Origin of the sequence: Tundrisphaera lichenicola, from assembly GCF_051175385.1 — a bacterium.
In the GTDB taxonomy this organism is placed as follows: domain Bacteria; phylum Planctomycetota; class Planctomycetia; order Isosphaerales; family Isosphaeraceae; genus Tundrisphaera; species Tundrisphaera lichenicola.
In genome coordinates this window covers 3,703,304-3,726,404 of the sequence record NZ_CP195106.1, presented here as the reverse complement: position 1 = coordinate 3,726,404, position 23,101 = coordinate 3,703,304, and the positions used below count along the sequence as shown (strand labels likewise).

The window sequence follows — 23,101 nt, the reverse complement described above, 5'->3', positions numbered from 1 at the left end:
CCCAGACCATCGGGCGGGCTGCCCGGACCGAAAACGGACAGCCCGCCTTTCTCTTTTCCTCGGGATCTCCCGCACCGATCGACCCGTCGCGAGGCCCATCGTCGTGCCGACCCGCCTTCGCCTGGACGACGTCCGCCGCGCCTGGGATTCGAAGGACCCCGACCTCGTCGGGTTCGTCGAAGCCCTGGCCAATCAGGACGAGGAGACGCCCGAGTCTCCCGTCCGCGAGGGGGCGTTGACCTTCGAAAAGTTCCTGGCCGAGATCCGCTCCCGGCCCTTCTTCAAGAGGACGCTGGACGAGCAGCGACACTACCGGGTCGAACAGCTCAAGGCCCTCGAATCGCCCGAGGCCGAGATCCCGCTGCCCGACCGGCTCCGGCTCCACGAGATCGTCCTGGCCTTGTGGGAGGACAACGGCCCGTATGCCCGATCCAACCTCCTGACGATCATCGCCAAGGTACCCTTGAGGTATGGTCCCTGGCGGGCCTTGAAGCGGATCTTCAAGGAGGCCGAGGCCCGCGACGACTCCGAGATCTACGGCGCGCTCGCCGCCCGGATCGACGCGGCCTACGGTCGATCGCATCCGTCGGCGGAGGTAGGCTCGCTCACCCTTTCTTACATCCGACGGAGGGCCTGGCGTCACCTCCGGGAGATCGCCCGGACCCGACCCGCCTGCTACGCCGACGCGGCGGCCGATGTCCTGGCCCACTACCCCGAATCGACCGGCTGGAACCAGACCCTCGTCGCCAACCACATCTTCTTCCACGAGACGGGCGAGTACGACCGATCGAGCTTCCGCTCCTACAGGATCCCGTCTGACCTGCTCAAGTATCGAGCCTTCGCGGACCTCTGGAAGCGGAGCCCTCGCCCCCTGTTCGGGCTCCTGGAGCGGGCGCGGAGCGACCGGGTCCGGGAGTTCGCCGCCAAGGCGCTCCAGGCCGACTTCCGCGCCTCGCTCCGCGAGGTGGAGCCGGATTGGGTGGCCCGCCTGATCGGCGTCGGCAGTGGCCCGGTCGACGAGTTCGCGGTCTGGATCCTCAAGAATGTCCCGAGGTTCGAACAGGCCGGGTTCCGCGACCTGGGCTTGCATGACGCTGTGCTCCGGCTGTTCGACTCCCCCTCGCACGAGGCCCGAGCCTATGCCGCCGAGTATGCCCGGACCCACGCGCGAGACTTGCCCGTCGACGAGCTGATCCGCCTGATCAACAACGATCAGGGCGCGGTCAGTCGACTCGCCTCCGACTTGCTCCAGGCCCGCGACCCTCGACAGGAGGTCGGCCTGGACGCCTGGGGACGGCTCCTGGAGACCAGGAATGGTCACACTCTGGCCACCTCGGTCCTCCGGAAGCATTACAGCCCACGCGATCTGACGCCGGAGTGGTTCCAGGATCGCCTCTTCACCAGGATCTGGGATTCGTCCGTTCGCATCCAGTCGTTGCTGCTCCAGACCCACCCCGCCGCCTCGCTCGGGCCGGTATATTTCGTCGGTCTGATCGAAGCCTCCGACAGGCAAGAGGGTTGGTCCGCAGGCTGGGTCGCCGAGTTCGCGATGGGTCACCTGGCCAAATTCGACCTCAATGCCCTTGATGCGGATTTCCTCCGTCGGCTGATCCTCCGCCCGGCCACCCGCGGGACCACCGCCGGTTGGATCGACGAGGGCCGGCTCAAGCCGCAGGGCCTCGGGCTGGATTTCCTCCGGGCCCTGGCCTTCCACCCCGACTGGGAGGCCGACCCGTCGATTACCGCGCTCCGTCGTGAGGGTCCGGCCTGGGCTCGCGACCTGACTTTCGACGAATCGCTGTCCGAGCGGGTCCTCGGCTGGCTCCGCGACGTCCGACGGTTCAACCCTGGCGAGCTTGGCTTCGAGTGGCTCCTGAAACTGGCCAGCCGAGGGGAGCCCCGTTACCACAACTTCGCCGTCGACACGATGATCAAGGGGTTCTCGCCCGCCGACTTCGCCCCGAAGGAGGAAGCCGCACCGGCCGACACGCCGGGTGAGGTGGACCTCGGCGGCGCATCGTTCCTCTTCACCGGCAAGATGGCCACGATGCAGCGCAAGGAGGCCGAGGATAACGTCCGGCGGCTCGGCGGTGCGGTCGCCTCCGGTGTGACCAACAAGCTCCACTACCTGGTCATCGGCGACGAAGGTTCCTCCCTCTACGGCCACGGCAAGAAAGGGAGCAAGCAGGTCAAGGGGGAGGAACTGAACGCGGCCGGTGCCAACATCAAGATCATCTCGGAAACAGCCTTCCTGAAGATGCTCGCCGGGCAGACCACGCGGGCGTCCGCCGGTTCGTCGCTCGACGGCGCGTCCCGGCTCTGGGAGATGGCCAACGCCCCGGGCCAGCCCGACGCCCCCCTGGCCCAGTTCGCGATCAAGTACATTCGCCGCCACCACCCCGACATCGCCCTGGCCGAGACCGACCGGCCGGTCGACCCCGGGTCGGAAATCCGCGCCGAGTTCCTCACCTTCGAACGGGTCGAGCCGCTCTTTCGCGAGACCCGGAAGCCGCTCCGGGACCTGGCCCTGGAATTGGCCCGCTGGGAGTTCGCCCGCTGGTCGCCCCCGGCCGAGGACCTGGTCCGCCTGGCCGAGAACCCGCATGCCGCCGTCCGCCAGTTCCTCGCCGAGTCCCTCCTGGCCGACGACGCCCCCGAGCACCGTCGCTACCGGATCGACCCCGAGGCGCTGGGCGCGGCTGCGGTCTTCCGCTTCTGCGAATCGGGCGACGAGTCGACCCGGGCCCTGGGGCTCCGCCTGATCGGCCGATCCCCCCGATTCCGGCTCCCCGAGGAGTTGTTCCGCCTGACCGAGAGCCCCGATCGTCGGGTCCGGGCCCACGTGATCCGGATCCTCTGGTCGCTCTACCGGGATCGGGGGATCACCGAAGACTGGAAGCCGTACATCCCGCCGACCTCGACGATCGGCGCCGCCGCCGCGAAGAAGGCCCTCGCCCGCGCCGAGGTCCTCGGGACCGGCCCCCCGATTCGTCCCGAAAACCCGCCCGCGAGCCCCGGGGATCTCTGGTCGATGCTCCGCCGGACCCTCTTCGAGATCCCCCCAGCCCGCCCCGAAAAGCGGGCCGAGGGCGCCGAGGAAGCGGGCGAACGGCTCAAGCAAATGCCGGCGCGCCAGGCGAAGCTGGCCCTCATCGAGACCTGGAGGGACCTGGCGATCGAGGACGTCGGATTCGCCCGAGGGGTGCTCCCGCTGATGGAGGAGTTCATGAGTTCCCGAGGGCGGAGCGAGCGGGACGCCTGCCTGGTGGCGGTCACCCGCCTCCGGCACGCCCACCCCGAGCTGCGACTCGTCCCGAAGGGGGGTGACTCGTGAGCTCCGAGAAGTACCTGACCTATCGAGGCGAGATCAAGGCGATCGTCGGCGTCGGTGGCACCCTGGCGTTCGTCACCACGCACCCCGAAGACCAACCGGGGGGCCTCGATCGGCTCGACCTCGATACGCTCACGCTGACCACCGAGCCGCTCTCGACGGGCGGGTCGGCGATCATCGCCGACGGGACGACCCTCTGGATGGTCGGGGGGGACGGTCCGCTGGCCGAGGCCCCGGCCTCGGGAGGCCCGCCGAAGTTCCGGGGGGCCAGGCTATCGGGCTCGGTGTTGGCACTCGCCCCGATCGAAGGGGGACGACTGGCCGCCCTGGTCGGCTCGCAGGTCCTGATCGTCTCGCGGGAGGATGGCAAGGTCCTCCAGGGCCTCGACCTCCCCGAGCCCGGGACCTGCCTGGCCTCCGACCCGACGGCTCGATGGCTGGCGGCCGGGACCTCGAAGGGAACCGTCTCCATCTTCGACTCCGAGAGGAAGGAGGAATTCCTCCTGAGCACCTCGGGCCAGATTCACGAGGGGGCCGTCTCCTCGATCCTGTTCGAGCCCGACGACCTCCGATTCTTCTCGAGCGGTGCCGACCTGAAGCTGCTCTCAACCCACGCCCGAGGGAGGCTCGAACCGGAGGACAAGGGGCGCGGGAACAACCACGCCGACCTGATCACGTCGATGATCTGGGGGCCGGGCGAGCGACTTTACACCGGCAGTCGGGACGGCTCGATCAAGTCGTGGCCGAGGGCGGGGGCCGTCAAGCCCGCCACGATCAAGGACGGCGTGGGCAAGGTCGTCGCCCTGGCCCTGGCGACCGTCCACGACCGTCCCAGGCTGGTCGCGGCCTGCGACGACAACACGCTCCGCGTCTTCCCGGTCGACTCGGCGGGCAAAATCGGCGACCTGTCGCACCGGATCTTCGACGCCTACGCGCTGGCGAAGCAGGAACTCGCGCAGGACGATACCGCTCGTCGAGAGGCCGCGCTCCGGACCCTGGACGGCTTCGGCGACGCGAGGTCCCTGGAGTTAATCGCCGAACAGGTGGGATCCGACGCCGATCCCGCCCTCCGCCTGATGGCCGCCGAGATCCTGGGAACCTCGTCGCATCCCCGAGCCTCGACGCTCCTGGAAGGATTCTTCCCGCATCCCGACGAGGCCGTGCGGGTCGCCAGCTTCCGGGGGCTCCGTCGTCATCTCGGCGAGGTCGACTTCCGGCCGATCGACCTGGCCCTGAAGGCCGGCAGGGCCGACATCGGCAGGCTGGCCGTCGAGGCGCTGAAATCCCGCGCGAAGCAGGACGATCAGGCCCTGACCCGCCTGACCCGCGCCCTCGACCTGGAGCCGACCGAGGTCCGCCAGGCCGCCCTCCTTGCCCTGGAATCGGCCTACGCCCCGAATTCGCCCGAACCGAACCTGATCGGGCTCGGCTCGAAGCATGTCGACGTCCGCCGCGAGGCCCTCCTCCGGCTCTACCGCCGGGGGCTCCTGGGCGACCCGGCCGTGGCATCGAGCCTCCGCAGGTCCCTCGACGACGCCGATCCCGGCCTCCGGCAATCGGCGTTCCTACTGGCCCTCCACACGCGCGATCGACTCCTCCAGGCGCTCCGATCCCGCGACCCGGAGTTGCATCGGCAACTCGCCGAGCTGGAAGGCCCCGGCACCGAAGCCTCGGCGACCGGTCCACCGTCGCCCCCGGAGAAGCCGTCGAAAAAGGCGAAAGGCAAGGCGCCCGCCGTCGCCGAACCGGTCGCCCTGGAAGACACCGACCTCGAACCGCTCTTGCAGGCCTCGGCCAGCCGGGCGCTTTCCAGTTGCCTCCGAGGGGCCCGGGGATTGGCCATCCTGGGCGACCCTCGGGCGTTCGGCCTGCTCCTCCAGTTGAGCCGCGAGAGCGACCCGGCCGCGCGGGCCGAGGTCTGCCGGGCCCTGGCGGCGTTGGAGGACTCCCGGGCGATCGAGCGGCTTCGCTCGATGCTCCACGACGACGAGGCCGAGGTCCGCGACGCGGCCTTCACCGCACTGGCCCGGATCGAGCAGGCCCGTCCGCTCCAGGCCGCCGAGGCGGGCCTGAACGCCTCGCACGAGGACATCCGACGCCGGGGGCTCCAGGTGCTCGTGGCCGAGGCCCGCAAGCAGTCCGGCGGCGAGGCCGCCCGCACGCTCCTGGCCCGGGCCCTCAATGACAGCTTCCCCGCGGTCCGTTCGGAGGCGTTCAAGTCGACCCTGGGCCTGAAGGTCGATGGAGGCGGGGCCGGCTCGCTCCGGTTCGCGGCCCGGAGTATCCATCCCGACATCCGGCAAGAAGTCCTCACCGAAGCCATGGCCCAGGTCCAGGAACCCTGGGGGCTGGACCTCCTCCTGGAGTTCTTCAACGACCCGGAACCGACGCTCCGGGACGAGTCGTTCACCTTCGCCTTGAAGAAGACCAGGGGCCTCGAATTCCTGGACGCCGCCCTCGGCTCGCGGTTCGCCGACCTCCGGATCAAGGCCGTCGAGGGGCTGGTCAAGAAGCACACCGCGGCGGCGCAGGCCCTGCTGGTCCGGGCCCTCGACGACGAGGATCGGGCGGTTCGCCTGATGGCCCTGACCTCGCTGGTCGATGCCGACGCGCGTCCCTCGCTGGCCCGCGCCCTCGAGAATCCTCATCCCGACGTCCGGCTCCGGGCCGCCCTGGCGCTGGCCCGTCATGGCGATTCAAAAGCGCTCGCGTCGCTGGTCGAACTGGCGACGACCCCCGAGCCGGAAGCGAAGGAACGCCAGGGGGACTGGCTCGTCCTGGTCGGGCCGGCGCTCGAAGGACTCGGCGAGCTGGGCGATCCCTCGGCGATCCCTCACCTGATCCCCGGGCTCGACAGCCCGCACGCCGCGATCCGCAAGCAGGCCGCAGGGGCCTTGGCGCGAGTCTCTCGCCCGGACGACCTTGATGCCCTCCGCTCGGCATTATCGCATTCCGACCCCGAGGTGAAGTACCGAGCGGCCTTCGGCCTGGCCTGCCTCGGGGATCCGTCGGCGGCCTCGCTCCTCTTCTCGGAGCCGGCGGGCAAGCTGATCGCCGAGGGGGACCGGATCGCCGCCGCCCTGGCCCTGGGGCCACTCGGCGAGGACCGACTGATCGTCGCGCTGGACGACCCCAAGGAGGAGGCACGAAACGCGGCCCTCCTGCTCCTGATGATCCGGGAGTGGAAGGCTCCATTGGGATCGGCCGAGCGGTGCCTGGCCTGCCTGTCGAGCCGGACGCCCCGGCTCCGATTGACCGCTGCGAGGGGCATCGAGGTACTGGCCGACCCGGTCGCCTTCGCGGACTTCGTGGCGAGCCTCGTCAACGACAAGGGGGATAAGCCCGCCTGGAAAGTCCCCGGCCCGACGATCGACGCGCTGGCCGAGGCTCTGATCCATGGAGGGCCCCGCCTCCAGGTCCGCGCCGCCGGGCTCCTCCGCCACCTCGAAGCCGACGAGCAAGCCCCGTTCGACCAGGCCTGGAAGGTGTTCGAGGCCCGTTTCACCGAAGACCTGGCACGCCTCCGACAGGAGGCCGCGAAGCTCAAGCCGTCCGCCGGCCGCTCGACGCGGGAGGAACTCCAGGACCTCGCCTTCGGCGCCTACGTCGGACTCGTCCGGGAGCAGGCGGCCCCCGCGACCCGCAAAGGGCAGGGGAGTGCGCCCGACCCCCGGGCGGTCCGAGTCCGGCAGTCGGCCCTGGCCCACCTTCTCACGCTGGCGAAAGGGGACGCCCGCCACGCCCGTTCGGCCCTGCCCGTGTTCGTCCAGGCGCTCGGAGACCCGAACCAGGCGGTGCGATTCCAGGCGTTCGACCAGGCCCTGGACCTGGGCATGCCGGCGTCGAGCCTCGCCGCCGAGGCCCTGGCCTCCGGTCATCTCGACCTGGGCGTCCGGGGGCTGGAACTGCTCAGCGGCGGGGGCTCCGAGGCCGAGGGGCGTGCGGTCCTGGAACAGGCCATGCTCACCCGGACCGACGACCTCTCGGTCGAGGCCGCCCGACTCCTGATCGGGCGGCTCGGCCCGGTCGCGGTGGGGACTCGTGCCCTGGAGGCGGCCCACGAGCCGCTCCGGGGGAAGGCGGTCTCCTGGCTGGCCGCCGAATCCGACAAGGATCCCGGCGCGATCGAAGGGCTCCACCTGGCCCTCGGTTCCCGCTACCGAGGAGTCCGCGACGCCGCCGCGTTCGCCCTGGCTAGTAAGAAAGACCCGGCCGCCTTCGAGGCATTAGTCGGGCTCCTGGCGACCGTCGAAGGGCCGAAAGCGCAGCGAAAGGTCATCCAGGCGTTCGAGGAGCTGGGCGACCCCCGGGCGACCGACGCCCTGCTCGACCGGCTGGCCAACGATCCCGCCGGGACCGCCCTCGCCGACGACCTGATCCGGGCGGTCGGGCGATTTCGTCGCCCCGAAGCCGCCGACCGCCTGCTGGCGATCCCGGAGAAGGACCCGAAGCGGCGCGATGTCGTCTTCGATGCCCTCTTGATGACCAGCGGCCACGATCAGCGGATCGAAGATCCCGAAGGAGAGCGGCCGGACGACCAGTGGGAGCGCGAGCAGCACCCTCGCCGCGACGACCTGCTGGCCCGGTTGATCGACCGATTCTCGGCCCCGACGGACGCGAAGTTCCTGGCGCGGCTGATCCCTGCCGCCCGCTGGGCCCGGGGCCATTCGGTCGCTCCCGCGCTGGCCTCGCTGGTGAATCACCCCGACGACGGGACCCGGCGCGAAGCGGTGAAGGCCCTGGGCTGGCGGCTCCGGAAACGGTCGGGCGAGGTCGAGCCGCTCCTGAAGGCGCTGGGGCATCGCGACCCCGTCACGCAGTTCCTCGCCGCCGAAGGGCTGGCGAAGGCCGGTCGCCCCGACGGCCTGAATGTCCTGATGGCGAGCCTCGAATACCTGGACGACCTCGGATTCCGCCGAGACGCGGTCCTCGCCCTGGGCGAGTTGGCCGACGAGCGGGCCTTCGAGACGATCCTCAAGCTCGCGGGCGAGGACGGGCACGCCCTCCAGGAATCCGCCGCCGAGGCCATCGGCCACCTGGGGCGGTCCTCCCGATCGGACGAGGTCTTCAAGATCCTGGACCGTCAGGCGAGGAAGGGCCAGGAGGGGCTCGCCCGATCCGCCCTGAAGGGGCTCCGATGGCTGGACACCCGGGCCGGCTGGCAGCTCATCCGAGATCGGGCGGCCGACGCGACCTGCCCGATCCGGGACGAGGCCATCGAACTGCTCGGGCACGACGACGAGCCGGCCAGCCGCGACCTTTTGCTCCGACTCCTCGCCTCGCCCGAATCGGAGGGCTGGGGAATCCTCCCGGAAGTCCTGACGGCCGCCCGGCGGCTCTGGTCGCCCGAGTCGCTCGAACCCGACTACTCCGTGATCCAGAATCCCGAGGCGATTCTCCTCGACGACTTCGAGGAGATCCTGGGACGGCTCCGCGATCGTGGCGAACCGGCCCGGATCTTCGAGGTCCTGCCGAGATGCGCCGGAGTGGCGAGAGAACCGCTCCAGGCCAGCCTCTTGAACCGCGAACCGCTCCCCGTGGCCGAGGCCCAGGCCGCCCTGGAAAGCGCCGACTCGATCACCGCCGGCCTCGCCGCGCGGGTCCTGGGCCGGGCCGGGCATCCGTCGAGCGAGGTCGCCGTCTCGCTCCAATCCGCGCTCGACCGATGGCGTCGGTCCTGGGAAGAAAAGCGACCGACCTTCGAGTCGGACGATCCCGACGAGGAGGACGAAATCGCACCCGGCTCGGAGCAGGCGATGACCCGTTGCGTCCGGGATCTCACCTGGGCCGTGGGCCGCCTGGGCGGGGCCGGGAAAGCGTTCGGGGAGATCGTCGCGGCCCGACCGGACGACCCGAAGTATCGACCGATCCGCCTCGAAGCCGTGCTGGCCCTGGCCTCGGGACCGCCGACCTCCGACGCCCTCGACACCCTGGAGTCGGCCGCGCTCGCCGGGAGCCCCGAGATCCGGGCTGCCGCGGCCCAGGCGGTCGCGCGGATCGCCCCCGATCGGGCCGGGTCGCTGGCCGAACGGCTCCTGACCGACGCGGTCGGCTTCCGTCGGCTCGCCCTCGAAGGCAAGGTCCGCGTGGATGAGGTCGTCCGCAAGGCCTCGCGACAGGTCCACTATCAAGGGGTTGTCCTCCCCGGCCTGATCGATCGATGCGAGGTCGCCACCCTCGCCGAAGTGGCCGAGGACCGCACGCTCCCGGAGGTCACCCGGCTCGGAGCCCTCGAAGGGCTGGCCGCGATGGCGAGCGAACCGGCCGAGGCGGTCCTCCGGCGAGTCGGAGAAGATGCGGCCGTCGACGAGGATCTGCGCAAGGCCGCCTGGCGATGCCTCCGTCGATCGAGGCGGGCCCGAGGGAAGGCGAAGGTGAAGCCATGAGCATCGGCGAGGAACCGGAATCGACCCCGCCCGAGTCGACCGAGGTCCGGCTCTCCTACGCGGGCGTCAGCTCGCTGGTCACGACCGAGGGGAGCGCCCGCCTGGCCCTGGCGGGCAACCTCCTCCGAGACCCCGTCCGATTCGACGCGACGATCAAGGACCCGCTCCGATTTCGCGAGGCCATGGCCGCGATCTATGCGGTGGTCGCCAGCGATTTCCGCTACGTGCCCAAGGATCGGACCGCTTACCTGGCCTACCAGCGAATGCGCCGGGAGTCGTCGAACCTGAACGCCTGGCAGGCCCAGCGCGAGTATTTCTCCTGGCTCCTGCGGAACGATCCCCTGGCCTTCGTGGTCCTCGACCCGGTCATCACGGTCCATCCCGATCAGGTCCTCTTCGAGGTCTTCAGCAAGGACGAAGGGGCCTACGCCAAGCTGGGCGTCGACCGGGAGGCCTTCGAGGCCGCGGCCTCGCCGACCTTCGGGACGACCAATATCGACTTCAGCCAGACGCTCTTCCAGGGCCTCCAGCAGATGAGGAGCTACCGGGAGACCCGCCTGAGCATCGGTCCCGAGGGGGTGAAGTTCGCCACGACCTCGGCGGGCGAGGTCCTGGAAAAACAGATCCGCGTCCCCGATTCCTGGCTCCGGGGATTCCTCCAGGTCCAGTCGTCGGCCGCGCTCCCCCGGGATCGGTTCAGCTTGTCGCCAATCGACCTTTACAATGCCCTCCGGCACCTCCGGATGCACGCCGACCGGAAGGGCCAGCGTCGGGGGCTCCGGATCGAGCTGGTCCCCGGCGAAGCCCCTCGGCTGGTCCTGGAGCCCTGGAACGAGGTGATTCCCGCCTCGGCCGGGACCTTCGCGGGGAAGAAGGCAAGGGTGGTCCGGCTCTGGGGCCGTCGGCGGCTCTCGCTCCTCCGGCGTTTCCTGCCGTTCGCCGAGGAGGTCGAGGTCCACGTCCTGGGCAGTGGCCTCCCCAGCTTCTGGGTCCTCCGCGCCCCGGGGATGTCGCTGACTCTGGGCCTGACCGGCTTCACGGCCGCCAACTGGTCGAAGGCCCTCGACTTCGACCTGCTCCTCCCTCGCAAGGCCGAAGCCACGACCAGGCCGCTCGAAGCGGTCCTGGCCCACCTCGCGAAGCACTGGTCCGCCGGTTCCGGCGAGCTGGCCCGGGTCACGAAGCTGGAATGGTCCGCCCTGACCGAGGCCCTCCAGCTCGGTTGCCAGCAAGGTCGGATCATGTACGACCTGGCCGGGGACGTCTACCGACTCCGACCCCTGACCGACGCCCCGATCGACCCGACCCGCCTGGAGTTCCGCGACCATCGAGAGCGGACCGCGCACGACCTCGTGGCCCGACGCGACGCGGTCAAGATCGTCGCCGAGAACCGGATTCCCCGGACCGGCCTCGAACTGACCGGGCAGGTGATCGTGGCCGAGGACCGTCGCGAGTACCGGCCCCAGTTGCTCCTCTCGGACGAGGGGATGGCGATCAAGGCCGAATGCACCTGCGCCGCGTTCCGCAAGCAGGGGCTCAAGGCCGGACCGTGCGTCCACCTGATCGCCCTGCGGATGGCCTACGCGGCACAGGAGGCCCGGAGGCTCCAGGGGGGCGATCCCGATCGAACCATCTCGGTCGAGACTCGGTCGTTCTCGAAGCGAGGGAAGGGGGGTGAGGAGGTCTACCAGCTCTCACTGGATCGTCAACGACTCAAGGTCCGCTGGGGCCTGGATGACGGACCGGCTCGGCTGCAAACCCTGGCGTTCGACAGCATCGAGGCCGCGAGCGCGGCGTATCTCGCGAGGGTCGCCGACCTGGAGTCGCGCGGGTTCCTGGACGCATCGGCCGGTTGATTCGAGGGGTGTCCCGCATGGCTCGGATTCGGCAAAGTGACCTGATCGACCTCTGGCGAACCGTCGAGCAAGCCGGAGGGGTCCGACCCTATGTCGAGGCCCAGCTCTCCGAGCGAGGGTTCCTGGTCCCCCGACGCGAGACGGACGGGATGTCCGACCGCGAGCGGGAGACGTACAAGAAGTCGCTCAAGGCCGAGGCCGAGGAGCGGCGCAAGCTGAGCCGCCGGGCCTGGGCCGCACACAAGGCCACGCACATCGTCCACCTGGGCGAAGGGGTCTTCTGGGCCGACGGCCGAGGCCACGACAAGTGGGACCTCCCCGACGCGGAGACCCGTGCCGCCGAGAACGAACTCCCCCCGCTCGACTCGGCCGGTCAACTGGCCGAGGTCCTGGGGATGAGCGTCGCGGAACTCCGATGGATGACCTATCACCGGGACGTCGCCTCGTCGATCCATTACCGGCGCTTCACGATCCCGAAGCGAGACGGCTCCGAGCGGGCCATCTGGGCCCCGATGCCGAAACTCAAGGAAGCCCAACGCTGGATCTTGCGGAACGTGGTCGAGAAGCTGATTGTCCACGGGTCGGTCCACGGCTTCCTGCCCGGCCGATCGACATTCACCAACGCCTCGGCCCACCCCGATTCGGACCTCGTGGTCAAAGTCGACCTCAAGGATTTCTTCCCGACCGTCACCCTGCCGAGGGTCAAAGGAGTCTTCCGCAAGGCCGGCTATCGAGAAGAGGTCGCCACGCTCCTGGCCTTGCTCTGCACCGAAGCCCCCCGCGAGGTCGTCGAACACGAAGGGAAGACGCTCTACGTCGCGCTCGGCCCACGATGCCTCCCCCAGGGAGCCCCGACCAGCCCAGCCCTGACCAACACCCTCGGGCTGAAACTCGACCGTCGCCTCTCCGGCCTGGCCCGGAAACTCGGCTGGCGCTACACGCGATACGCGGACGACCTCACCTTCAGCCTGCCCCAGAGCCACCAGGGGCCGCCCCGAGTCGGGACACTCCTCGGCACTGTCCGAAGGATCATCGAGGCGGAAGGGTTCGCCGTCCACCCCGACAAGACCGCTGTTTCGCGTAGCGGAGGTCGGCAAAGGATCACGGGCCTGATCGTCAACGGAGACACCCCCCCGCGAGTCCCCCGCGACCTCAGGAGGAAACTCCGGGCCGCCATCCACAACCGGCTCCGGGGCAAGCCAGCACCGGAAGGAGAATCCCTCTCGATCCTCATCGGCTGGGCTGCTTACGTCTTCATGACCGACCCCCTCCTCGGCGAGAAATGCCTTGCCGAACTCCGGAAACTGGATGAATCCGCGACCGAAGCTGATTTGATGACGTAGTGTCGATAAATCTGATGTCGACTGCGAATCGCACGATGGGCATCGCCTCCATGGTGGTGTTGATCGGGGCTGAACGACGGGAAGAGTCCGAAAGAATACTTTCATGAATGAGCCCGAGCCTGGCCTCATTTGATCCCGGATCGTGATCGTCCGTCGGGCCCTCCCCTTCGCCAAATTGCTAACTCGAAGGTGAGACGAGTGATACAATCACGTCCCATGGAGTCGGTCAGTCCGCGTTTCGGCGAGGAAACCCGGGAATTTGATAGATAAAGGATGGGGCAGCGTGGAAGCCATAAAATCGGACTCAATCTCAACCCTGCAGATCATGCATGAGTTGCCCATCCCGCTCGAGCGGGACCTCTTCCTTCGGTCGCTCATCCGGGAACTGGCCGGAACCCTCCAGGATGTGGTGGGGTTGGAGGAAGCATCGGGCTTCGTGAGCGTCGTCGGCCAGACGGTTGGGGAACAAATCAATGAGAGCTACAAGGCGGCCCTTGCAGTCCCGGAATTGTCCCGCGAGCAGGTCGCCGCTGTCCTCGTGGATTTGAAGCGTCGCATCCAAGGCGATTTTCATGTCGTCGAGGAGGACGACGAGAAGATTGTCTTCGGCAATCGGGCTTGCCCTTTCGCGGAGAAGGTGATCGGCCGACCATCCATGTGCATGATGACCTCCAACGTCTTCGGGAGCATTGCGGCGGATAATCTGGGCTACGCGAAGGTGGTCCTCGAGGCGACGATCGCCGAGGGTGCCCCCGGGTGCCGCGTGGTTGTTCACCTGAAGCCCACCCCCGAGGCCGAGGCCGCCATCGGCCGAGAATACTTCAAAGGGTAGGTTGGTCCGATGCTCACCGACGCCTTTCGCACGGTCATCGACCGCTTGCCCGAGCCATTGCTCCTCGTGTCGAGAGAGGGGATCGTGCTAGCGGCGAACCGGGGGCTTACCGGACTCGGTATCGAGCCGGAGGGGATTCGGGGAAGGCCCCTCGCCGATGTCGCGGCACCGCCGTCCGGGATGCTATCCGATTACCTGCGTCGGTGCTCGAAGACCGCCCGACCGCTCCCCGGCTCGCTAACGCTGAGGAAGGACGACGGGGGAGAGGTCGCCTGCCGGTCGGATGGGAGCATCCTGTTCCCTTCGGCGGTTGCCTCCGAAGCCGTCATCATGCTCCGACTCGAACCGAAGGATACTTCGGTCGGCAAATTCCTCGTGCTCAACGAGAAGATTGATCAACTCGGCAAGGAAATCCTCCGCCGCAAGGAGGCCGAGGAGGAGCTTCGAGAGCAGAAGGCGTGGCTCGCCGTGACGCTCCATAGCATCGGGGATGCCGTCATGGCGACCGATGCCGAGGGCCGGGTCAGCTTCATGAACTCGGTCGCCGAGTCGCTGACGGGGTGGAATCAAGTGGAAGCTCTGGGCCGACCGCTCGAAGCGGTCTTTCGAATCATCAACGAGGAAACGAGGGCAACGGTCGAGAACCCGGTCACGAAGTGCCTCCGCGAAGGGACCATCGTCGGCCTCGCGAATCACACGGTGCTCATCGCGAAGGACGGGAAGACCGAGCATGCGATTGATGATACGGCCGCCCCGATCCGTGAGGCGGACGGCCAGGTCAAAGGCGTGGTCCTCATCTTCCACGATGTGGGGGACCGGAGGGTTTTGGAGCGGGAACTCCTCTCGCGAGCCGAGCGACTTGCGGAGAACGACCGCAAGAAGGATGAATTCCTCGCAATGCTCGCCCACGAGCTCAGGAACCCGCTCGCCGCCATCGGCAATGCCGTGATGATTACGACGAGGAGCGGTCTCCAAGAACACATCGAATGGTCGATGGATGTTATTTCCCGGCAGATGCAGCATCTAACCCGCCTCATCGACGACCTTCTGGACGTCTCACGCATCAGCCGCGGGAAGATTGAACTCAAGTGTGACGTGCTCAACCTGACTCCCATCCTCGACAGTGCCGCCGCGACGACGAGGCAGCTCATCGAGGAGCGGAAGCACACGCTAGAAGTCGCGATAGATGGCGAAAATCTTTGGGCGAACGTGGACCCGACTCGACTTGAGCAAGTGGTCGTGAACCTGCTGAACAATGCGGCCAAGTATAGCGAAAACGGCGGACACATCCGCCTCGCGGCGAAAAGCGTCGACGACGAGGTGTTCATCTCGGTCCGCGACCGGGGGCTCGGCATTCCGCCCGCAAAGTTGCCACAGATGTTCGATCTCTTCACTCAGGGGGACCGCTCCCTTGCCCGCAGTGAGGGAGGGCTCGGTATCGGACTGACGGTCGTCAAGAGACTCGTCGAGTTGCATGGTGGGAGTGTGGAGGCGAAAAGCGAGGGCCCGGGTAAGGGAAGCGAGTTCACGATTCGGCTCCCGAAGGTTGCGAGGCCGGTTGCTTCCGTTTCGAGAGGAGGACTGCCGACTTCGGCGAGAAGGAATTCCGCCCGCATCCTCGTCGTTGACGACAATGTAGATACGGCTCGTGGGATGGAGAGGCTGCTCAAGCTCCTCGGCCACGAGTTGGCCGTGGCCCACAGCGGCCCTTCGGGAATCGAGTTGGCGAGGAAGCTACGGCCGGAGTTCGTACTCCTGGATATCGGACTTCCGGGGATGGATGGTTACGAGGTGGCATCACACCTTCGTCGGGAGGAATGCGGCAAGGACGCGGTCATCATCGCGGTCTCGGGTTACGGACAGGACGAGGACCGCCGCCGCTCGAAGGAGGCGGGGTTCGATCACCACCTCATCAAGCCGCTCGACCACGACGCCCTGATCTCACTCATTTCTGCCAGGGCAGACGCTCGCGATTAGTCGCTGCTGCCCTTCCCGCCAGCGCAAGCTCTCCCCCGATTATGCCGATAATCATCAGGACCATCGTGCCCGACCCGATCCCGAAGGCGTGATGGATGCTCGCCAGCGGTTCGCCGGGGTACTCGGGGTCTTTCAGGGGCGACGTGCCGGTCTTGTCGGACTTGCCGAGGGCGCAGCCGCGTTTGATCCCGGCCCCGGCCCCGGCCTTGAACGCTGCGCCGACATACGACTGAGTGTACTGGACTTTGGCCCTCTTGTCGCTCTTGAGAGGCCGTGAATCAGGGCCTCCAGGAGCGGCATGAGGGCCAAAGTCCAGTCTGAGCGAAAAAACGAAACAGCATCCCGAAACCAGGGCTCCGAATGTTGCCATTCGGAAGCGAGTTTCGGGATGCTTCGGTTACTGAAGAACACCGGTGATGCCGGGGAATGGCCGGGAAACCCCATTGGCCAGACAGGCTTTCCCCCGCAAGATCCACAACAAGTGCGATCGAGTGGATCAGACGAAGAGTCGGCTGATCGCCTCGGCCTTGACCAGCTCGCGCGGCTGGTTGAGGTGGTTAAGGACCATCGTGCCCGGCTCGATCCCGAAGGCGTGATAGATGCTGGCCAGCAGTTCGCCGGGGTGCACGGGGTCTTCCAGGGGGGCGGAACCGGTCTTGTCGGACTTGCCGTGGACGTAGCCTCGCTTGATCCCGGCACCGGCCATGACGGCGGTGTAGCAGTACGGCCAGTGGTCCCGGCCGTCGGCGCTGTTGCCGTTGCCCGAGGTGCTGACGCCCTTTTGCGGGGCCCGGCCAAACTCGCCGACGGCCACGACCAGGGTGTCCTTGAGCATCCCTCGCTGGTCGAGGTCGGCGATCAGGCCGGAGAGGCCGGCGTCGAGCATCGGGCCCGACTGATCCTTCATCCGCTGGCTGAGGCCGGAGTGGTGGTCCCACGAATGGTTGTCGGAATTGGCGACCTTGGGCCAGATGACTTCCACGACCCGCGTGCCGGCCTCGACCAGGCGTCGGGCCAGCAGGCAGCTCTGGCCGAAGGTGTTCCGGCCGTACATGTCGCGGATCTTGTCGGGCTCCTGCCCGATGTCGAACGCCTCGCGAGCCCGGCCGGAGATCACCAGGCGGAGGGCACGGTCGTAGTACTCGTTCAGGTTGTACTCGGAGACGGCCTTCTCCATCGCGGGCATCCCGGCGTCGATCGCCTGGCGGAGTTTGGCCCGGCGCTCCAGTCGCATCGAGAAGACCTCGGGGCGGAGTTGGAGGTCGTCGACCCGGATCTTGTCCATCTTGGCGAGATCCATGTCGTCGCCGTCGGGATAGAGCGTGTAGGGGTCGTACGCCTTGCCGAGGAAGCCGGCCGTGCCCCCCTTGCCAACGACGTTCGATTCCTGGAGCGGCCGGGGGAGCATCACGAAGGGGAGCATCGGCTCGGTCGGCGGCTTCAGGCGGATGATCTGCGAGCCGTAGTTCGGGAAGTCCTTGGGGCTCGGCGGTTCGAGCTGGCCCGAGGGGCTGACCTTGTCGGTCGTGTAGCCGGTCATCATCTGGTAGATGGCGGCGGTGTGGTTGAACAGGCCATTAGGCGTATAGCTCATCGACCGGATCATGGTCAGCTTATCGGTCACCTGCGCCAGCTTGGGCAGGATCTCGGTGAACTGGAGGCCGGGCGTCCTGGTGTCGATCGGCTTGAACACGCTCCGGACGTTATCAGGGACGTTGTCCTTGGGGTCCCAGAGGTCGAGGTGGCTGGGACCTCCCTGGAGGTAGACCATGATGATGCTCTTGGCCTGGCCCCAGCCGGCCCGGGGGGCATCGACGGGGCCGGCGGCTCGGGCCGAGGAGGCGGCCTGGAGCTGGAACATCGAGCCGAGCGAGAGGCCAAGCAGCCCCGAACCCCCGACCCGGAGCAAGTCGCGTCGGGTGGTGCCGAGCGTCCGATCGCACAAGTCTTTACCAGGCTGACCGGGGACGATGATCATTCGCGTCGCTCCGTTAGGGGGTAAGAAGAGGGTTCAGGGCATATCGCGAAGGCCGGGGTGCGGGCCTCAATGATTGAACAGGAAGGCGGGGCTGTTGATCAGGGCCCAGGCCACGTCCTGGGCGGCGGTCAGCCTCCTCCGGGAGACCTGGAGGACGCTCATCTCGACGTCGTGCCGGAGCTGAGCCAGGCGCGGCTCGATCGGCAAGGGCTTGCTGGCCGACGCGACCCGTTCCTGGAGCCCCTTCAAGACGGGATCGGTCGGGAGTGGAGCCTTGCTCGCGTTCAGGGCGTCGAGCCGCTTGCGATACTCGGGATCGATGGCCCGATGGAAGGCCAGAAGCGTCGCCCGATCGGCCTCGGACCGGATCTCCGGGGCGGTCGCGACGATCGCCCGATATCCCTCGGCCAGGCCGAGGCCGATCGGGCTGGCCACGCGAGTCACCGAGATCCGGAAGCGGCCGAGCGTGTGAATCCCGCCGGCGTAATAATGGTTCAGCTTGAAGGTCAGCAGGCTCCCCCCCTCCGAGCCCAGCGGCTCGGACGTCTCGAAGGTGGCCCATTGTGTCACGCCCGGGGCCGGCGAGACCGCCCAGCCCTTCCCCTGGTTGGTCCGCTCGCCGTCGATGGCGGTGTCGACCGGGAAGCCGGACTGGCTGAAACTGGCCAGGGCTTTCTGGAGCTTCACCGGCTTGACCTGCTTGGGATCGGCCTTGGGAGAGGCGGCGATTTCCAGCTCGGTCAGCACGAAGTTGCCGTCGGTCGCACGACCCGGCCCCTTGTTGGGCAATGTCTCGTCGACCAGGGCCTCCAGGCGGATCCCGGTGATGCCCGTCAGGTCGGTCTCGGCGGCGAACTCGTAGGTTCCGTTCTTGTTCGGGCCGGTCACGAGGATCGAACCATCCGGCGCGGCGGTCAGGGTGGCCCCGCCCGAGGCTTTCAGGTCCTTCGGCTGGAGCGGGATCCAGCGGTTGGCGGCGGACTGGGCCTTCTCCCACTCGGCGATCTTGGCCGGGAGGATGGCCTCGTAATCCTTCAGTTCCTTCTCCATCGCGGAGGTTCGGTCGGCCTTCGCCTTCTCGGCCTCGGCGATCTTGGGGATCTGCTCCGCCTCATAGGCGGCCAGCGCGGACCTGGCGGCTGCGATCTCGGCCTCGCGCTCGATCTCGAGTTTGGGCCGCTTGAGCGCGGCCTCGGTCTCGCTGCGGCCCAGGGCCTCGGCCAGCCGGGCATGGTCCGCCTCGACCTGCGCGAATTCGTCGAGGCAGGCGGCGACCTCTTCCTCGGTTGCGGGCCGGTTCAGGATCCGGAGGAATAGCTCGTTGACCAGCTTATGGTCATCGGCCTGGACCTTAACCAGCTTCGCCACGTCGTTGTCGGGGTCGCCGATGGCGTCGCTGATGGTGGGGCCGCTGACCAGTGCCATGACCGGTCCGAGCTGGAGCCCGCTGGTCCGCTCGCATTCGCAGGCGCTCTCGCGGGCCGGTCGTCCGAAGGTGGTCAGGAAGCCGCTGGGCAGCTCGACCTCGGAGTCGGGCAGCTCGGCGGCTCGAGTGCCGGTCGGGACGCCGGGGAACTTCGAGACCGCGCCGGTCACCCGGTTGACTGCGTCGTAGAGGACCTCGGCCGGGAGCCGTCGGGCGGTCGCGTGCGAGTAGTTGATCTTGTCGTCCTCGTTCCACTCATTCGAGCGGACCGAAAGCTGATAGGTCCTCGACTTGCAGATCAGGCGGATGACGTGGCGCGGGTCCATGCCGCTCTTGAGGAATTCTCGGGTCAGGTATTCGAGGAGTTCGGGGTTGGTGGCCGGGTTCCCGGCGCGGAGGTCGTCCAGGGGCTCGATGATCCCGACCCCGAAGAGATAACCCCAGAGGCGATTAACGTAGCTCTTGGCGAAATACGGGTTGTCCGGCGAGGTAATCCAGGCCGCCAGCTCCTCGCGACGCGATTCGTCCGCGACCTTCGGGTGATCGACCGGATAGGGGAACTTGGGGGGGGCGACCTCCTTGGTCCGGTCGTGGATGACCTCGCCCTCGGGCTGGTCCCAGATCTCCTCGAAGAGCGGCGTCGGGGCCTCGACGGCACTCCCGCCGATGGTCTTGCCGGCCGACGCGGGGTCGGGCTTCAATCCGACCCGGGCGAAGTAGGCGGCCGTCTGGTAGTACTGGTCCTGGGTCCAGCGCTCGAACGGATGGTCGTGGCACTTATTGCAGTTGAACCGGACCGCCAGGAAGAGTTGCGTCGTATTCTCCATCATCGCGGTCGGTTCGCGGAGGATCTTGTAGTACGACGCCTGGGGATGCTCGCGATTCGAGCCGTCGGCGGTCAGGATCTCGCGGGCGAACTGGTCATATGGGACGTTCTTGTCGACCTGCTCGCGGATCCACTTGCGGAAGGCGACCGCCCCCTCGACCCCGAGGAACTTCCGATTGACCTGGAGGAGGTCGGCCCATCGGTTCGTCCAGTACTCGACGTATTCCTTGCCCCCGATGAGCTTGTCGACCAGCTCATCACGCTTGACACGGGTCTCGCGCGAGTCGGCCAGGAAGGCCCGGACGTCGTCGGCGGTGGGGGGGAGTCCGGTGAGGTCGAGGTAGACCCGGCGGAGGAACTCGGCGTCGGTGCTGAGCTCCGAGGGCTTGATCTTCATCCGTTGCCACTTGGCGGCCACCAGGTCGTCGATCGGGCCGAAGCTGGGAGGCTGCTCCCAGACGAAGCCGCTCCGGTCGCCCATGACGGTCAGCGTGGTCGCCGCGTAGGCCCCCTCGAAGCGGGCCAGGAGCGGGGCCTCGCCGCGACGGAGCGAGGTGATCAGTCCCGATCGGTTGGCCGAGACGACCTCGATATTGCCACTCTCGACATATGCCTCGCGGGTCACGTCGCGGACCTCGCCGTCCACGTAGGTGGCGAGGACGCGGATCTGCTGCTTCAGGCCGATCTGCTGGACGATCGGGTTGGCCGGAGAAAGCTCGATCTTGGCGACCTTGGGCGTGTCCCGCCTGAGGATGGCGCCGTCGGCGATCCAGCCCCGGAGGATCTCGTAGTAGGGCTCGCCCGGCACCATGACCTGCCCGCCCACGTGGGGGACCGCCCCGGTGGGCTTCAGGAGCATCAGGCTATCGTCGGGCGAGGCCAGGTTGACCCGCCGGGCGGCCTGGTCGTCGGTCAGGGCCCGGACGTCGAAGATCGGGTCATAGCCCCGGAGCGAGAGCTTGAAGCCGTTCTTGCCCTGGGCCGAGCCGTGGCAGGTCCCCTGGTTGCAGCCCATCCGGGACATCGCCGGGTTCACGTCGTGGATGAAGTCGACCCGGGTCCGGTCCTCGGCCCCCGAGACGATCACCGGGACCTCGACCTTCAGGCCTTCGATCGACACGGCCAGCGCCGTCTGGCCGTCGGCGACCGGCCGGACCAGGCCCGATCGGGTGACCTCGACCAGATCCAGGGCGGGTTTGATCTCGACCATCCGGGTCACGTCGACCAGGTCGCCCGAATCCAACTCGGCGGTGACGAGCAACTGATTGTAGGCGAACCGGTTGGCCAGCCGGATCGCGGCGGGCTCGGTCTTCAGGGCCTTGAGCTTCGCCCCCTTGGGGAGCGTCTCGGTCTCGACCGCTTCCTCGGATTTGGGGGTGGCGGACCTGACCACGCGATCGCCGGGCGACTCCTGCTGGCTCAGGGGGGCGGCGGGGAACTCGCGGAGCGTCGAGCCGGTCTCGGGGTCGATCAGGCGGACGACCCCGTCCGAGCCGGCCGAGGCCAGCGTCTTGCCGTCGGGGCTGAACGCCACGGCATAGATCGCGGCGCGGGGCAGATCCAGCTTGGAGATTAACTTCACTCCATCGTGCAGGTAGTCCTGGAGGGTCTTCGCCTCCTCCGCGCTCCGGGACGAGGCGACCTTCGACATGATCGCCTTGAGGTTGTCGGGCAGGCTGGTGTCGAACTCGTAGGAATAAACGTCGACCTCGCCGGCACCGTCGAGGCTGCTCCCGGCGGCGATCCTCCGGCCATCGGGGCTGACCGCGACGGCCGTGACTCGCCCCCTCATCGGCTCGAATTCGCGGATCAGGTTCGAGTCGTCGCCGATCACGCGGACCGTCTGGCGGAAGGCCCGGTAGACCCGGGGGATTCCGTCCGAGCCGCCGACGACCACCTCATCCCGCTTGGGATGCCGGGCGAGGGCCGCGATCCCCCCCTTGAGGGCACCGGGGGTGATCGAGGTGATGTTGTCGACAAACCGCTGGGTGCCGACCTCGGTCAGCTTGGCCGCCATGTCCCGGCCCGCCGAGATCAGGTGCGAGCCGTCGGCCGAGAACGTCGTGTCGAGCACCCAGTCGCTGTGCGAGCCCATGAACAGGACCTGCTCGCCGGTCTTCGCGTCGATCGCCCGGACGCTGTTATCGGCGCACCCCAGGGCGATCTTCGAGCCATCGGGGGACCAGCTCGCGCCATAAACCGTGTCGAAGGTGACCGGGACGGAGAGGCTGAGCCGCTGCTTCTCCACGTCCCAGACCTGGACCTCGCCCATCCGGCCGGGGAGCCCGCCGGTCACGGCCAGCCGAGTCCCATCCGGGGAGAACCGGACCGACTCGATCCGCTCGGAGAGGCCGACCAGGCGGGCGACCAGCTCGGAGCCGTCCGCCTTCCAGATCAGGACCTCGTGGAAGCCGCCGACGGCCAGTAGTCCGTTGGTGGGCGAGAAGTCGATGGTGGCGATCACCGGGGGGCGTCGGTAAATCGGGGGATGGTCCTTATCGTAGCGAACCAGGGCGTTGGCCGGGGTGTCGTCGACCGCCCCTTGCTGGATCCAGTCGGAGACCGTCTTGATCTCGCCCTCCGAGATCGCCGGCTTATCCTTGGGCATCTCGGCCTTGCCGGCCAGCGGGGTGATCTGATCGATCAGGTGGCTCGATGCCGGATTCCCGGGGGTGATCGCCCTGGCCTTCGACTCGCCCCCGGCCAGGAGCCGCTCGAATGAGGTCATGACGTAGCCGCCCCCCGGCTTGGCCGGCTGGTGGCAACCCTGGCAGTGGGCCTGGAAGATCGGCCGGACCTGCGTGTAATAGCTGACCCGATCGGAGGGCTTGGCCGCGTCCTCGGCGGGGGCCGCCCAGGGGATCGCGGCCAGCAGGAGGGCGCCAATCAGGGGGGAGGCGGTCTTCGCGATGGTCATCTGGTTCGGCTCCTCTGCGGTCCACTACCACTCACCAGGCGGCCCGGGCTCCCGCCCTCGAATCGAGGGGGAAACTCGGCCGATCGGGTGGGGTTTCGCCCTGACTCTGGCCTCGCGCCGAGTGACAGGGACGGAATGACGGCGAGCACGATGATCCGGCGGGGATAATGTCAAACAATAGACTAACACAAAGTTTGCCGTTTCTACAGGGTCCTTTTCCGCTGCGCCA

At 67.8% G+C, this 23,101-nt stretch carries 9 protein-coding genes; 6 read left to right on the top strand and 3 right to left on the bottom strand.

The annotated features are described in order from the left end of the window. The first annotated feature begins 103 nt into the window (after positions 1-103). The 6 genes from P12x_RS14765 to P12x_RS14740 all read left to right on the top strand — a co-directional run bounded on the left by P12x_RS14765 (position 104) and on the right by P12x_RS14740 (position 15,725). Positions 104-3,334 carry a BRCT domain-containing protein gene (locus tag P12x_RS14765; protein WP_435005063.1) on the top strand — a complete coding sequence of 1,077 codons (3,231 nt, stop codon included), beginning with the start codon at positions 104-106 and terminating at the stop codon, positions 3,332-3,334. Further along, entirely contained in the window at positions 3,331-9,717 is a 6,387-nt protein-coding gene (locus P12x_RS14760; protein WP_435011632.1) for a HEAT repeat domain-containing protein, read from the top strand. The genes P12x_RS14765 and P12x_RS14760 overlap by 4 nt, the downstream gene beginning before the upstream one ends. Beyond that, on the top strand, positions 9,714-11,573 hold the full coding sequence (locus P12x_RS14755) for an SWIM zinc finger family protein (protein ID WP_435011631.1): 1,860 nt from the start codon (positions 9,714-9,716) through the stop codon (positions 11,571-11,573). The genes P12x_RS14760 and P12x_RS14755 overlap by 4 nt, the downstream gene beginning before the upstream one ends. A 17-nt stretch (positions 11,574-11,590) precedes the next feature. Beyond that, positions 11,591-12,916 (top strand): reverse transcriptase family protein, encoded by a 1,326-nt coding sequence (locus P12x_RS14750; RefSeq protein WP_435011630.1) that lies wholly within the window; start codon positions 11,591-11,593, stop codon positions 12,914-12,916. 325 nt (positions 12,917-13,241) lie between these two features. After that, a complete protein-coding gene (locus tag P12x_RS14745) occupies positions 13,242-13,748 on the top strand; it encodes a methanogen output domain 1-containing protein (protein ID WP_435011629.1) in 507 nt (168 codons plus the stop codon). 9 nt (positions 13,749-13,757) lie between these two features. Continuing rightward, complete coding sequence (locus P12x_RS14740) at positions 13,758-15,725, top strand: ATP-binding protein (RefSeq protein ID WP_435011628.1); 1,968 nt, start codon at positions 13,758-13,760, stop codon at positions 15,723-15,725. Here the strand turns inward: P12x_RS14740 and P12x_RS14735 are convergent. The 3 genes from P12x_RS14735 to P12x_RS14725 all read right to left on the bottom strand — a co-directional run bounded on the left by P12x_RS14735 (position 15,694) and on the right by P12x_RS14725 (position 22,872). Then, on the bottom strand, positions 15,694-16,095 hold the full coding sequence (locus P12x_RS14735) for a hypothetical protein (RefSeq protein WP_435011627.1): 402 nt from the start codon (positions 16,093-16,095) through the stop codon (positions 15,694-15,696). The two genes, P12x_RS14740 and P12x_RS14735, sit on opposite strands and share 32 nt — an antisense overlap. A 126-nt stretch (positions 16,096-16,221) precedes the next feature. Further along, positions 16,222-17,703 (bottom strand): DUF1501 domain-containing protein, encoded by a 1,482-nt coding sequence (locus P12x_RS14730; RefSeq protein WP_435011626.1) that lies wholly within the window; start codon positions 17,701-17,703, stop codon positions 16,222-16,224. Positions 17,704-17,769: 66 nt separating this feature from the next. Then, a complete protein-coding gene (locus P12x_RS14725) occupies positions 17,770-22,872 on the bottom strand; it encodes a DUF1549 domain-containing protein (RefSeq protein WP_435011625.1) in 5,103 nt (1,700 codons plus the stop codon). Between the last annotated feature and the right edge of the window lie 229 nt (positions 22,873-23,101).